20 protein-coding genes are annotated in these 13,192 nt (G+C 45.9%); 13 read left to right on the forward strand and 7 right to left on the reverse strand.

Annotated elements, in window-relative coordinates; all coding sequences use genetic code 11:
- Positions 1–609, forward strand: coding sequence for a site-2 protease family protein (locus AS006_RS04200; RefSeq protein ID WP_101513101.1), 609 nt, complete (start codon positions 1–3; stop codon positions 607–609).
- Complete coding sequence (locus AS006_RS04205; protein WP_101513102.1) at positions 606–1,082, forward strand: tartrate dehydratase; 477 nt, start codon at positions 606–608, stop codon at positions 1,080–1,082. The genes AS006_RS04200 and AS006_RS04205 overlap by 4 nt, the downstream gene beginning before the upstream one ends.
- Here AS006_RS04205 and AS006_RS04210 read toward each other — a convergent pair.
- Positions 1,079–1,648, reverse strand: a complete 570-nt coding sequence (locus AS006_RS04210) for a transglycosylase SLT domain-containing protein (RefSeq protein WP_101513334.1) — start codon at positions 1,646–1,648, stop codon at positions 1,079–1,081. The two genes, AS006_RS04205 and AS006_RS04210, sit on opposite strands and share 4 nt — an antisense overlap.
- 87 nt (positions 1,649–1,735) lie before the next feature.
- Between AS006_RS04210 and dnaX the strand changes: the two genes are divergently transcribed.
- The 11 genes from dnaX to clpP are packed head-to-tail and all read left to right on the forward strand — an operon-like array spanning position 1,736 to position 10,362.
- Positions 1,736–3,157 (forward strand): DNA polymerase III subunit gamma/tau, encoded by a 1,422-nt coding sequence (gene dnaX, locus AS006_RS04215; RefSeq protein ID WP_101513103.1) that lies wholly within the window; start codon positions 1,736–1,738, stop codon positions 3,155–3,157.
- Position 3,158: 1 nt separating this feature from the next.
- A complete protein-coding gene (locus tag AS006_RS04220; RefSeq protein WP_101513104.1) occupies positions 3,159–3,515 on the forward strand; it encodes a YbaB/EbfC family nucleoid-associated protein in 357 nt (118 codons plus the stop codon).
- A gap of 16 nt (positions 3,516–3,531) precedes the next feature.
- Complete coding sequence (gene gap, locus AS006_RS04225; protein WP_101513105.1) at positions 3,532–4,533, forward strand: type I glyceraldehyde-3-phosphate dehydrogenase; 1,002 nt, start codon at positions 3,532–3,534, stop codon at positions 4,531–4,533.
- Between the two features lie 51 nt (positions 4,534–4,584).
- On the forward strand, positions 4,585–5,796 hold the full coding sequence (gene pgk, locus AS006_RS04230; protein WP_101513106.1) for a phosphoglycerate kinase: 1,212 nt from the start codon (positions 4,585–4,587) through the stop codon (positions 5,794–5,796).
- Positions 5,797–5,816: 20 nt separating this feature from the next.
- Entirely contained in the window at positions 5,817–6,548 is a 732-nt protein-coding gene (tpiA, locus tag AS006_RS04235) for a triose-phosphate isomerase (protein WP_101513335.1), read from the forward strand.
- Between the two features lie 46 nt (positions 6,549–6,594).
- Positions 6,595–7,044, forward strand: coding sequence for a GatB/YqeY domain-containing protein (locus AS006_RS04240; RefSeq protein ID WP_101513107.1), 450 nt, complete (start codon positions 6,595–6,597; stop codon positions 7,042–7,044).
- The gene (locus AS006_RS04245) at positions 7,041–7,691 is read left to right on the forward strand and encodes a tRNA1(Val) (adenine(37)-N6)-methyltransferase (protein WP_101513108.1); all 651 of its coding nucleotides are present in this window, start codon (positions 7,041–7,043) and stop codon (positions 7,689–7,691) included. The genes AS006_RS04240 and AS006_RS04245 overlap by 4 nt, the downstream gene beginning before the upstream one ends.
- Positions 7,688–8,218 carry a holo-[acyl-carrier-protein] synthase gene (locus tag AS006_RS04250; protein WP_101513109.1) on the forward strand — a complete coding sequence of 177 codons (531 nt, stop codon included), beginning with the start codon at positions 7,688–7,690 and terminating at the stop codon, positions 8,216–8,218. The genes AS006_RS04245 and AS006_RS04250 overlap by 4 nt, the downstream gene beginning before the upstream one ends.
- Positions 8,205–8,477 (forward strand): flagellar protein FliT, encoded by a 273-nt coding sequence (locus tag AS006_RS04255; RefSeq protein ID WP_101513110.1) that lies wholly within the window; start codon positions 8,205–8,207, stop codon positions 8,475–8,477. Before AS006_RS04250 ends, AS006_RS04255 begins: the two co-directional genes overlap by 14 nt.
- 27 nt (positions 8,478–8,504) lie before the next feature.
- The gene (tig, locus tag AS006_RS04260; RefSeq protein WP_101513111.1) at positions 8,505–9,782 is read left to right on the forward strand and encodes a trigger factor; all 1,278 of its coding nucleotides are present in this window, start codon (positions 8,505–8,507) and stop codon (positions 9,780–9,782) included.
- Positions 9,760–10,362 carry an ATP-dependent Clp endopeptidase proteolytic subunit ClpP gene (gene clpP / locus AS006_RS04265; RefSeq protein ID WP_369819745.1) on the forward strand — a complete coding sequence of 201 codons (603 nt, stop codon included), beginning with the start codon at positions 9,760–9,762 and terminating at the stop codon, positions 10,360–10,362. The genes tig and clpP overlap by 23 nt, the downstream gene beginning before the upstream one ends.
- Before the next feature lie 19 nt (positions 10,363–10,381).
- On the opposite strand, the gene AS006_RS04270 is transcribed toward clpP, so the two are convergent.
- From AS006_RS04270 to cheW, 6 genes are read right to left on the reverse strand one after another with little or no spacing between them, the layout of a single operon-like run.
- Positions 10,382–11,035, reverse strand: coding sequence for a YSC84-related protein (locus tag AS006_RS04270; RefSeq protein WP_101513112.1), 654 nt, complete (start codon positions 11,033–11,035; stop codon positions 10,382–10,384).
- Between the two features lie 13 nt (positions 11,036–11,048).
- Complete coding sequence (gene fliQ, locus AS006_RS04275) at positions 11,049–11,315, reverse strand: flagellar biosynthesis protein FliQ (RefSeq protein ID WP_038068142.1); 267 nt, start codon at positions 11,313–11,315, stop codon at positions 11,049–11,051.
- Positions 11,316–11,320: 5 nt separating this feature from the next.
- Positions 11,321–12,070: a flagellar type III secretion system pore protein FliP gene (gene fliP, locus AS006_RS04280; protein WP_101513113.1), complete on the reverse strand. Its 750-nt coding sequence runs from the start codon at positions 12,068–12,070 to the stop codon at positions 11,321–11,323.
- Positions 12,067–12,363, reverse strand: coding sequence for a flagellar biosynthetic protein FliO (gene fliO, locus AS006_RS04285; protein WP_101513114.1), 297 nt, complete (start codon positions 12,361–12,363; stop codon positions 12,067–12,069). Before fliO ends, fliP begins: the two co-directional genes overlap by 4 nt.
- A gap of 6 nt (positions 12,364–12,369) precedes the next feature.
- Positions 12,370–12,732: a chemotaxis protein CheY gene (gene cheY, locus AS006_RS04290; protein ID WP_101513115.1), complete on the reverse strand. Its 363-nt coding sequence runs from the start codon at positions 12,730–12,732 to the stop codon at positions 12,370–12,372.
- Between the two features lie 3 nt (positions 12,733–12,735).
- Positions 12,736–13,188 (reverse strand): chemotaxis protein CheW, encoded by a 453-nt coding sequence (cheW, locus tag AS006_RS04295; RefSeq protein WP_101513337.1) that lies wholly within the window; start codon positions 13,186–13,188, stop codon positions 12,736–12,738.
- Positions 13,189–13,192 lie beyond the last annotated feature (4 nt).

Consider the following 13,192-nt stretch of genomic DNA (forward strand, 5'->3'; position numbering starts at 1 on the left):
ATGAGGATGGTTGCACCAACACTGAGCAACATTTTAACAGGGTTTCTTGCTGTTCTCATCGTTGCAACGCCAAGAGAATATGTTAAGGGACTCGTAGCCTACAGACTCGGAGATCCCACTCCAAAACAAGCCGGGAGGCTGTCTTTGAATCCCTTCGTTCATCTTGATCCAGTTGGGACGATTTCTTTCATTTTGTTCGAATTCGGATGGTCCAGGCCTGTTCCGGTTCGCTACTGGAAGTTGAAGAACAAAAAGAAAGACCTTCTGAAGATATCTATCCTCGGCCCTCTGACGAGTTTTCTGCTGTTTTTTCTCTGTGGGTATCTGGCTTCGAAGATGTCCGAGAAAAGTTTCTGGTGGTTTTTCATGGTGAAGGCTGCTAAGTACAACCTCACCTACGCTCTCTTTTCGCTTTTTCCTATTCCACCTTTAGATGGAAGCAGGATTCTTGCCTCTTTGCTTCCAGATAGATACATGGAATGGCTCATAAAATACGAAGTGTATGGGATACTCTTCATGATAGCACTGCTCGTGTTATGGATCATACCGCTTGTGATGAATCCTTTTGTGACGTTCATAGACGAGTTCGTCTGGATGATTGTGAGGTGATCTTCTTGAAAATTGTCCTGAGGTATCCCGTTTCGCTGAACGTTGTAAGGCGATTGACGAGTGGAGACGTGGTTCATTACATCGGAAAGATAGTGGTTATGGACAAAGAAGTTGTTGACGTCATTGAAAGGTACGAAAAGTCCGAGGGAATAAAACTCTACGACCTGACAGGAGAGATAGCGGTCGTGGGAAGGTTCGACAAGAACAAATTCCTTTTCCAGGAGGTCATCGAAGAAGTACTGGAAAAACTCTTTCTGATGGGGGTAAGTGGAGTCATCTTGAATGAAAGGACCAACTTCCCCGTTGCGAAAAGATTTTCCAGGGTCATTTTTGAACCCCTTGAGGAGTTGAAGGGAAGCAGAAAGGTTGTCTACAAAACACCGGATGGAAAAAAGCTCGAAGAACTGGAAGTGGAAGGTTTAACTCTGCGAGTGATTCAGGACTCTTCCGGGAAGATTTATACGAAGGTTTAAATTCCGAGTTCTTTCTTGAAACGCTCGTATGTTTCAAGAATCTTTTTTGCGTACGTCTTCCTTCTGTTTCCACCGTTGTAATACTCGAGTGCAAGCCTGAGATCGTTGAACCTGTCGTACAGATACTTCAGATAGTGGGCACCGTACTTTATGTTCAGTCGATAATTCCAGATGAGTTCCGTCCAGTCAGATTCCGGAGGTTCCAGATTGTAGATGTCTGCCACCATCTCGGCGGTCTCTTTTTTGATCTGCATCATCCCCAGTTCACCGTACAACCCTATCACGTTTCTGAAATCGCTCTCCACGTCTATGACCGACACAAGGAGAATCGGGTCGATGTTGGTCTCACGTGCCACTTCGTTTATCGTTTTCCACAAGTCTTCTAGGAATTCATCGTCGCTTTTTAATCTGTAGGACGCCCTTCTCGATCTGACCAGGTCTTTGAACCATTCTTTCACAGTGATGGTGTTTATCTCCCGAAAGGAGATGCTCTTCTCGGTGGGAGTGGTGCTCAGAAAGACTGGTATGAGAACAAGCACCAGAACCAGTATAGTTATTTTTTTCACGATCTTCCTCCTCTGTTCAATCACTTTTAAAATCCCCTCTGGTATAATAGTGCTGGATACAGTTCGATTATAGCATGAGGTGATTTTATGGAGGTTCTCTACAGAAAGTACAGGCCAAAGACATTTTCGGAAGTGGTGAATCAGGATCATGTGAAGAAGGCGATAATCGGGGCGATACAGAAAAACAGTGTAGCCCATGGATACATATTCGCTGGACCCAGGGGGACGGGAAAGACAACACTTGCGAGGATTCTAGCAAAGTCTCTGAACTGTGAGAACAGAGAAGGCGTTGAACCGTGCAACAGGTGCAGGTCATGCAGGGAGATCGATGAGGGAACGTTCATGGACGTCATAGAACTCGACGCGGCATCGAACAGGGGAATAGACGAGATCAGAAGAATAAGAGATGCCGTGGGTTACAGACCGATGGAGGGAAAGTACAAGGTTTACATAATAGACGAAGTGCATATGCTTACGAAAGAAGCCTTCAATGCTCTGCTGAAAACCCTGGAAGAACCTCCTTCCCACGTTGTGTTCGTTCTTGCAACCACCAATCTGGAAAAAGTTCCTCCAACGATAATCTCCAGATGTCAGGTCTTTGAGTTCAGAAATATACCTGACGAACTCATAGAAAAGAGACTCCAAGAAGTAGCTAAAGCCGAGGGAATAGACATCGACGATGAAGCACTGAGGTTCATAGCCAAGCGGGCGGCTGGTGGAATGAGGGATGCTCTCACCATGCTGGAGCAGGTCTGGAAGTTTTCGGAGGGAAGGATCGATATTGAGACGGTTCACAGGGCTCTTGGGTTGATTCCAATTCAGATGGTAAGAGACTACGTAAACGCCATTTTATCGGGTGATGTGAAGAAGGTCTTCACCGTACTGGACGATGTTTACTACAGCGGTAAGGACTACGAGGTGCTTATTCAGGAAGCCGTTGAAGACCTGATAGACGATCTGGAAAGAGAAAGAAGGGTTTACAATGCTTCAACGTCCGAGATCGTTCAGGTTTCGAGGCAGCTTCTCAATCTTCTTCGGGAGATAAAATTCGCTGAGGAAAAACGGCTTGTATGTAGAGTGGGATCCGCTTACATATCCACGAGGATTTCTGGTGAAAAGGTACCGGAAAAAACGAAAGCAAGCAACGCTGATAACGTTCAAAGTAGTTCTCAGGAAAGCGCGACGAGAGAAGAAAAGGGAAAAGATATCGGGTTCGAAGAACGTTTCAAAGAGTTGATGGAAGAGTTGAAAGAAAAGGGGGACCTTTCCATATTCGTCGCGCTCAGCCTTTCCGAGGTGAGTTTCAAAGATGGAAAGGTCGTTGTGACGTTCGATTCTTCCAAAGCGATGCACTATGAACTCATGAAGAAAAAGCTTCCTGAGCTTGAAGATCTCTTCTCAAAGAAGCTGGGAAAGAGGGTCGAAGTAGAACTTCGACTGATGGGAAAAGAAGAGACGGTGGAAAAGGTCTCTCAAAAGATCTTGAAACTCTTCGAACAGGAGGGATAGTTTGAAAAAGATCAAAAGTTTCGGTGGAAAGAGTCTAGGTGGGGGAAAGCAGGAAAAACTCCTGAAGGATTTTGTGAAGATGCAGGAGGAACTGCAGAGGAAGATGCAGGAACTGGAGGAGAATTTTTCTGAAATGGAAGTGGAAGCCTCCGTTGGAGGTGGTGCCATCAGGATCGTGGCAACGTGTGATCGCAGGGTAAAGGAAATAGAGATCGATGAAGATCTGAAGGAAGATCTTGAGACGTTGAAAGATCTCCTTGCAGCCGCCGTGAATGAGATCATGGAGAAGATTGAAAAACGTCGAGAGGAAGAAATGAGCAAAATCACTCAGCAGTTTGGAATACCAGGATTAATGTAAGAAGGAGGGAAAGAGCATGGCAAGAGTGGCTATTAACGGTTTCGGTAGAATAGGAAGGCTGGTCTACAGGATCATCTACGAAAGAAAGAACCCTGACATCGAAGTGGTGGCCATCAACGATTTGACGGACACCAAAACGCTTGCACACCTTCTCAAGTACGACTCCGTTCACAAAAAGTTCCCGGGAAAAGTTGAGTACACTGAGAACTCTTTGATCGTCGATGGAAAGGAGATCAAGGTCTTTGCAGAACCAGATCCTTCTAAACTCCCATGGAAGGATCTTGGAGTTGATTTCGTCATCGAATCCACAGGTGTGTTCAGAAACAGGGAGAAGGCAGAACTTCACCTTCAGGCTGGTGCAAAGAAGGTCATAATCACAGCCCCTGCAAAGGGTGAAGACATCACGGTCGTCATTGGCTGTAACGAAGACCAGCTGAAGCCTGAACACAAGATCATCTCCTGTGCGTCCTGTACAACGAACTCCATCGCACCTATTGTGAAGGTTCTCCAAGAAAAATTCGGTATCGTCAGTGGAATGCTCACAACCGTTCACTCCTACACGAACGACCAGAGGGTGCTCGACCTTCCACACAAGGATCTGAGAAGGGCCAGGGCTGCTGCGGTGAACATCATTCCCACCACCACCGGTGCAGCAAAGGCTGTGGCTCTCGTAGTTCCGGAAGTTAAAGGTAAGCTTGACGGAATCGCTCTCAGGGTGCCGACTCCCGATGGATCCATCACGGATCTCACAGTTCTCGTTGAGAAGGAAACGACAATCGAAGAAGTGAACGCCGTCATGAAAGAAGCTACCGAAGGTAGACTCAAGGGAATCATCGGATACAACGAAGATCCCATCGTGAGCAGCGATATCATCGGAACGACGTTCTCTGGAATCTTCGATGCCACACTCACCAACGTCATCGGTGGAAAACTCGTGAAGGTTGCTTCCTGGTACGACAACGAGTACGGATACAGCAACAGAGTCGTCGACACCCTTGAACTTCTCCTCAAGATGTGATTCAGGGCGGGTGTTCCCGCCCTTTCCACACTCGAACAAGGGGGTGTAATCATGGAAAAGATGACCGTAAGGGACGTCGATTTGAAAGGAAAAAGGGTTATCATGAGAGTTGATTTCAATGTTCCTGTAAAAGATGGTGTTGTTCAGGATGATACGAGAATAAGGGCAGCTCTCCCAACGATAAAATACGTACTCGATCAGGGTGCAAAGGTGATTCTTCTTTCCCACCTTGGAAGGCCAAAGGGTCAACTTTTGCCTGAATTCAGCCTTGAGCCTGTTGCAAAAAGACTTTCTGAGCTTCTCGGCAAAGAAGTGAAGTTCGTTCCGGCGGTCGTCGGCGATGAAGTGAAGAAGGCAGTAGAGGAGCTGAAGGAAGGCGAAGTCCTTCTCCTCGAAAACACCAGATTCCATCCCGGAGAGACCAAGAACGATCCTGAACTTGCAAAGTTCTGGGCAAGTCTTGCGGATATTCACGTGAACGATGCTTTTGGAACGGCCCACAGGGCTCATGCTTCTAACGTTGGAATAGCTCAGTTCATACCCAGTGTTGCGGGCTTCCTCATGGAAAAAGAGATAAAGTTTCTCTCCAAAGTGACGTACAACCCTGAAAAGCCCTACGTAGTAGTCCTCGGTGGAGCAAAGGTTTCCGACAAGATCGGAGTCATCACGAACCTCATGGAAAAGGCTGACAGGATCCTCATTGGTGGTGCCATGATGTTCACGTTCCTGAAGGCCCTTGGAAAACAGATAGGATCCTCAAAGTACGAGGAAGACAAACTTGATCTTGCAAAAGAGCTTCTCGACAAAGCAAAAGAAAAAGGAGTCGAAATCGTTCTTCCCGTTGATGCCGTCATCGCGCAGAAGATCGAGCCGGGTGTAGAAAAGAAAGTTGTCAGGATAGACGATGGTATTCCTGAAGGATGGATGGGACTCGATATAGGACCTGAGACGGTGGAACTTTTCAAACAGAAACTCTCCGATGCAAAGACCGTGGTCTGGAATGGTCCTATGGGAGTCTTTGAAATCGACGACTTCGCCGAGGGAACAAAGCAGATAGCACTCGCCATTGCTTCTCTCACTGAAAAGGGAGCCACCACGGTCGTCGGAGGAGGAGACAGCGCTGCTGCCGTGAACAAGTTCGGACTCGAAGACAAATTCTCACACGTTTCAACGGGTGGAGGAGCATCGCTTGAGTTCCTCGAAGGAAAAGAACTTCCTGGCATAGTCAGCATCGCCGATAAAAAAAAACAGGACGTAGATTGATCCTTGCTGGAAACTGGAAGATGCACAAGACCATATCTGAAGCGAAGAAATTCGTGTCGTTACTTTTGAACAAACTGTACGATGTGGAAGAGTTCGAAATAGTGGTCTGTCCACCTTTCACAGCATTATCTGAGGTTGGAGAAATCCTCTCAGGAAGGAATATCAAACTCGGTGCTCAAAACGTTTTCTACGAAGACCAGGGAGCGTTCACAGGAGAAGTGTCACCGGTGATGTTGAAAGAGATCGGCGTTGAATACGTGATCGTGGGACACTCCGAAAGAAGGCGTATTTTCAAAGAAGATGATGAATTGATAAACAGAAAGATCAAGGCTGTTTTGGGGAAGGGAATGACGCCGATATTCTGTGTGGGTGAAACTCTGGAAGAGAGAGAAAAGGGACTCACATTCTGTGTTGTGGAAAAACAGGTGAGAGAAGGTCTTCATGGTCTCAGCAAAGAGGAAGCACAGAAAGTAGTCATAGCCTATGAACCCGTGTGGGCAATCGGAACAGGAAAGGTAGCGACACCACAGCAAGCCCAGGAGGTACACGCGTTCATAAGGAAACTTCTTGCTGAGATGTACGACGATGAAACGGCCAGGGCGATCAGAATACTCTACGGTGGCAGCATAAAACCAGATAACTTCCTCGGACTCATTATCCAAAGAGACATCGATGGTGGACTGGTAGGAGGAGCCAGTTTGAAGGAATCCTTTGTAGAACTTGCGAGAATAATGAAAGGAGTGATTTCCTGAGACCCCGCTCTGCGGGGTCTTGGCTTTTGGAGAGGAGGTATTCGTCATGTCCTTGAAAGAGAAGTTGATGGCGGATCTGAAGGAAGCGATGAAAAGTAAAGACATGACAAAGGTGAACACACTTCGCATGATACTCACAACGCTGAAAAACCTCGAAGTGGAGAAGATGAAAGAAGCCAGCGACGAAGAAGTGATGGAAGCTCTTATGAAGGAGGCAAAGAAAAGAAGAGAGGCGATCGAAGAGTACGAAAAGCATGGCAGAGTAGATCTTGCTGAAAAGGAGAAAAAAGAACTGGAAATCATAGAATCTTACCTTCCAAAGCAGCTCTCGGAAGAAGAGGTAAGGGAGATCGTTATGGATGCAATAAAGGAAGTAGGAGCCACTTCTCCCAAGGACCTCGGAAAGGTCATGAAACTTGTCATGCCGAAGGTGAAGGGAAGAGCAGACGGAAAACTTGTGAACAAGATGGTGAGGGAAATTTTGGAGTCTCTATGAGGTTCGATCCTGATATCATCAGGTGTGTGGAAATAGTCGATGCGGGTCCTCACCACCGTCCTACCCACGCTTCTTCTCTCCTCGTCTGGTACGCAAAACCTGGTAAAGGTGTGAAAAGGGTTCTGGAACTTGGGAGTGGTGTAGGAACGGTGGGGTTTGCTCTCGCAAAGCTCTACGATGTGGAAGTGGTGGGGGTGGAAAAAGAGAAAAAGCTGTATGAAAAAGCTGTTCAGGGGATTTCTCTGAACGGTCTGGAGGGAAGAGTTTCCTTCGTGAACGTCTCTGTGGAAAACTGCTCATTTCCTCCTGAGTCCTTTGACATGGTTGTATCCAACCCACCACACCACACGAAAGTCAAAAGCCCTTATCCTCTGAGATCTTCGACAAGGAACCTGGAAAAATCAGACATCGAATCTTTTGTGAGGGCAACGTTTCGTTTCCTCAAAAACGGTGGAACGGCGGTTTATGTTCTCTCTCCCGAAAATCTCATGGACTGGTTGGAAAAGTTCATCCTCTATCGTCTCGAGCCGAAGAGGATGTGCTTTGTTCATGGTAAAATTGATAGGACAGCTACCCTTGTTCTGTTGAGGTTGAAAAAGAACGGTAAAAGAGGACTGGTGGTGGATCCTCCGGTGATTCTCTCATGATCGTTGGTGTCGGAGTCGATTTTCTTGAGATCGAAAGGGTTTCTGAAAGACTTGCTGAAAGAGTTTTGGGAGAAGATGAAAAGAACATTTTTCGATCCAGGAGAAACAAAAAAGAATTCGTGGCAGGGAGATTCGCTCTCAAAGAAGCGTTCTTCAAGGCTTTGGGAACGGGATTGAACGGTTACCGTTTCACGGATGTGGAATTTCTAGAATCAGGAGGAAAGCCTGTTGTAAAGATACATCGGGATTTTGGTGAATTCAACTTTGTTCACGTTTCACTCTCTCATGACAGGTTCGTGGTGGCGGTCGTTGTACTCGAAAAAAGAAAAGGTGGTATCATTGTAGAAGGCGATGAAAAGGTACTCAGAGAGAATTTCTGTGTTCTTGGAAAATCCGCTGAGGGATGGGAAATAGACACTTTGATTCCACCTTTTTCTTTGAAAAAGAGGCTTTCTGAGCTTCACTGCCAGCTGGTGAGATATGGGAATATCTTGCTTTCGGAGTGTGAGATCGATGGACGTGGATGAAATAGAGAAGAAGATAGACGAAGCCATAGAAAAAGAGGATTACGATCATCTTCAGTCGCTTTTGAAAGAAAGAGAAAGGCTTCTGAAGAATCTTCCTGTGGAAAAGCTATCTGAGATTCTTGAGAAGGACAGAGAAAGACTTAGGATCATCAATGAAAGGAAAGACAGTTTGTTTCGGGAACTTTCCAGTCTCAGAAACATCAAAGGTTCCTTGCAGAAAAACATCTGGACTAGAGGAGACACCATTGGAAAAGGTTAAAAAACATGACAGGAGGGATGCTTAAAGATGGAAGTGAAGGAACTCGAAAGAGACAAGAACCGGGTCGTGCTGGAGTACGTATTCAACAGGGAGGAAGTGCTTGAGGCGGAGGACAAAGCGACCAGGTACCTGAATCAAAGAGTGGAGATACCTGGTTTCAGGAAGGGAAGGGTACCAAAGAACATCTTGAAGATGAGACTCGGTGAGGACTTTCAAGAGTACACTCTTGATTTTCTCATGGATCTCATACCGGATACCCTGAAGGACAGACATCTCATCGTGGCTCCTGTGGTCACGGAAAGAGAGATAAAAGAAGACATGGCAAGGTTCGTGGTTGAGGTTCACGAAGAGCCCGAGGTGAAGATAGGAGACGTCTCGAAGATAGAAGTTGAAAAGGTTAACGAAGAGAAGGTATTGGAAAAGTACGTTGAAAGAAGGCTCGAAGACTTAAGGGAAAAACATGCACTTTTAGAACCCAAGGAAGGTCCTGCCGAAATAGGAGATCTTGTCAGGATAAGCATGGAAGTGTACAACGAAGAAGGGAAGAAACTCACCACCAGAGAGTACGAGTACGTTATAAAAGAAGGGGAAGACAGGCCGTTTGTGAAGGACCTTGTAGGAAAAAAGAAAGATGATGTGGTTGAAATAGAAAGAGAGTACGAGGGGAAAAAGTACACCTATAGATTGACGGTGCAGGAAGTGTACAAGCGGACCCTCCCAGAGATTGGGGATGAACTCGCCAGGACGGTGAACAACGAGTTTGAGACGTTAGAACAACTGAAGGAAGAACTGAAGAAAGAAGGAAAAGACATATACGACGTGGAAATGAAAGAAAGCATGCGAGAGCAACTTCTGGAGAAGCTCCCGGAAGTGGTGGAGATAGAGATCTCTGAGAAAACGCTCGATCTACTCGTTCAAGAGACGATAAACAGATTGAAGAGAGAAGGAAGGTACGATCAGATTTTGAGTTCCTACGAAAACGAGGAAAAACTGAAAGAAGAGCTGAAGAAGAGAATTCTGGACGATATCAAAAGAGACAGAGCGATAGAGGTGATAGCAAAAGAGAGGAACATAGATGTGAGCGATGAAGAGCTTGAGAAGGAAGCAGAAGAACTCGCACCATTCTGGGGAATCTCTCCCGAACGTGCAAAATCACTTGTGAAGTCAAGAAGAGATCTCAGAGAGGATCTGAGATGGGCAATACTGAAGAGAAAGGTGCTCGATCTTTTGCTCGAAGAGGTGACGGTGAAGGTAGTTGAACCCAGAGGAGAGGGTGATAGTGATGAGGAAAAAGGAGATAATTGATCAGTACGTTCCCATAGTTGTTGAAAGCACAGGAAGGTACGAAAGGGCGTACGACATCTTTTCCAGGCTTTTGAAAGACAGGATCGTTTTTCTTGGATCTCCTATAGATGATCATGTGGCAAATCTTGTTATAGCGCAGCTTCTGTTCCTGGAGGCAGAAGATCCTGACAAGGATGTCTACCTTTACATAAACTCACCCGGAGGGTCCGTAACGGCAGGGCTTGCCATCTACGACACGATGCAGTACATAAAGTGTGACGTTTCCACCATCTGCGTGGGACAGGCCGCATCCATGGCAGCCGTTCTTCTTGCAGCTGGAACAAAAGGAAAAAGGTATGCTCTTCCAAACGCCAGGATCATGATTCACCAACCACTCGGAGGAGCAGAAGGTCCCGCAAAAGACGTTGAAATCATCACAAGAGAGCTCCTGAGGATAAAGGATCTTCTCAACAGGATTCTCAGCAAGCACACGGGCCAGCCGATAGAAAAGATAGAAAAAGACACAGACAGAGATTTCTTCATGAGTGCTGAAGAGGCAAAAGAGTACGGTATAGTGGACAAGGTGGTGAGTTCAAGATGAAGGGCACCTTTGAGGTGCCCTATTTTTCTTTGAGTTTTTCGTTCAAAAAGGCTGTTATCTTTTCTGCCCTTCCCTTCACTTCTTTTGAAAGAATCTCATGCAGGTCCACCCTGTACACGTTGTAATATTCCCGTGTGAGGTCCAGATCGACGTCTATCTTTGCTCCTTCCAGAGAAAAGCCTGCGTAGAACCCACGTGCGATCGAATAGGAGTAGATGGATGCTTCAAGGTTGTAGTCTGCGCTGAGTCTTCTTCCAAGGGGTCCTGCCGCAACACTGAGAGATCCGCCGAGTGTGATGTTTCCTTCAGCAAAGGTCTCCACGTTCTCCATGATAACCGCAACGAGTGAGACAGATTGAAATCCTATCTGTGGTCCTACACTCAAACCGTAGATTTTAACGAAAAGAGGGCCGTACCAGGTGCCTGTCAAAGGATCTCTTTTCAGCAAAATTCCTTGACCGTACTGGCCACCCACCACCCATCCGAGTTTCAGATACTTTGGAACGATGAGAATGCCTCTTGCTCTCTCGAGAAGGGAAAGGAAGGCACCACTGTCTGGCTGATCGAGGAACTCTTTGAGTGAAAGATACGCATCATCGATTATGTCGAACGCACTGGAGAAAGAAAGCAAAGACGAAGTCATTATCATTGAAATAACAATTAACCGCTTCATATCGACACCTCCTTCAGATCATTTGAAAGTACCTTTGCAGAAGTTCTGTGAAGAAATCCAGGATCTTCTGAGCCATCCAGCCACTCAAAAACAGTAAAGTGAGGAACATGACGATAACCCTGGGTGCGAACATCAGTGTTTGTTCGTGTATCTGGGTGACTGCCTGAAAGATACTTATGATCAGTCCCACAATCAAACTTACAACGAGTGGAGGGACTATGATCTCCAGTATGAGTCCTATTCCACTCTTCATGATATCCAGAAACACTTCGATGGTCAAGAATATCACCCCACAAAGCTTTTTATCAATCCTTCAACGAGGAGATCCCATCCGTTTGCCATCACGAAGATCAGTATCTTGAACGGAAGAGAAACGAACACAGGAGGTATCATGATCATACCCATGGAAAGTAGAATGCTCGCCACGATCATGTCGATGACTATGAACGGAACGTACAGTACAACTCCCATCTTGAAGGCGATTTCGAGTTCACCGAGGACGAAGGCAGGTATCAACACAGAATTCGGTGCATCTTCTATCTTAGTGATCTCAAGGTTTGAATTCCTGGCGAGCATGAAGACATTGTCTTCATTATGATGGTTCTTCAGCTCCTTTATCATGAATTCTCTGATTCTGGTGTTGATCCTTTGGAACATCTCCTGGTATCCTATTTTCTCTTCCAGATACGGTGTTATGGCATTGTTGTAGATATCATTCCAGACGGGTTGCATGATGAGAAACGTAAGAAAGAGCGCAAGACCTATCATAACCTGGTTGGGAGGGGTTTGTCTTGTTCCAAGGGCGTTCCTGAAGAGTGAAAAAACGACTATAATCCGAGTGAACGAAGTGAAGAGAACAAGAATGGAAGGCGCCAGTGTCAGTACCGTCAGAACGAGGAGAATTTCAAGGGTGATCACAAGGTCTTCTGGTTTTTCAGCTGGTCTGACTCCTATAGAAATGGAAGGGAAGGGCACTTCCTGAGAAAAAGAGACAAGTGAAAGAAGTATCAGAAAAAAAATGAGTCTTCTCCTCATTTACTCCTTCTCCCTATTTTTTTGAAAAGGATCGAAGAAAAAGATTCACCTTCTTTGTAATCTTCGAGTTTTTTAAGAACCGTGGCTCCTGAATCTGTCACCAGTATGACAAAATACTCATCCACCACCCTGACGATCGCTATGAAGGTCTTTCTATCGAGATAATGTCTCTCTACTATCGAGATACTGGAGCCTTTCTGAGAAAAGAACCCCCTTCTTACGAAGTAGTAAGCGAGAAGAAGAAAGAAGAGAACGATGCCAAAAGCCAGAAGAAACTGCAAAACGGCACTCATGACGGATCACTTCGAAACTTTGTTGAGCGCTTCTACCACCCTGGAAGGCTGGAATGGTTTCACGATGAAATCCTTTGCACCGGCTTTTATGGCTTCAATGACCATCGCCTGTTGTCCCATGGCACTGCATACGATTATCTTGGCGTTCGGATCGATCTTCATGATTTCCTTGATCGCATCGATACCGTTCATTTCAGGCATTGTGATGTCCATTGTAACAATATCTGGTTTGAGTTCTTTGTATTTTTCAACAGCTTCGCGTCCGTTTGTGGCTTCTCCTGCCACTTCGTATCCTGCTTTGACGATGATGTCCTTTAGCATCATCCTCATGAACGCTGCGTCGTCGACTATCAAAACTCTCTTTGCCATCTTTTACACACCCTCCTTAACTGTTATTTCTTCAATTATTTCGTCGATGTTCAAATAAATTATGAGCTTTCCATCCGTTTTTATCAATCCCTTGGATTTCTTCCCAAACTTGTCGGATACTTCGACCATCTCAATGTGTTCTTCTGTTATCCTCAACACACCGAGCACTCTGTCGACCAAGAAGCCCACTTCTACATCCTTTGTCTTCGCCACGATTATACTCTTCAGCTTCGAGTCGTCGAAGAAAATATCGAGAATTTTTGCAAGGTTCACCACAGGAATAATTCTACCCCTCAGATTGATAACACCTTCCACGAAGTGTTTGGACTTGGGGACAGGGGTTATTTCGGGTTTTTCTATCACCATCTCGATGTTATCCACATCGAAGGCCAAAACCTGTCCTCCCACTTCGAACGAGAGTACCTCGAACTCTTTCATATCGGGCAACTTCTTCACCTCC

This window comes from Thermotoga sp. SG1 (assembly GCF_002865985.1).
Lineage (GTDB): Bacteria > Thermotogota > Thermotogae > Thermotogales > Thermotogaceae > Thermotoga.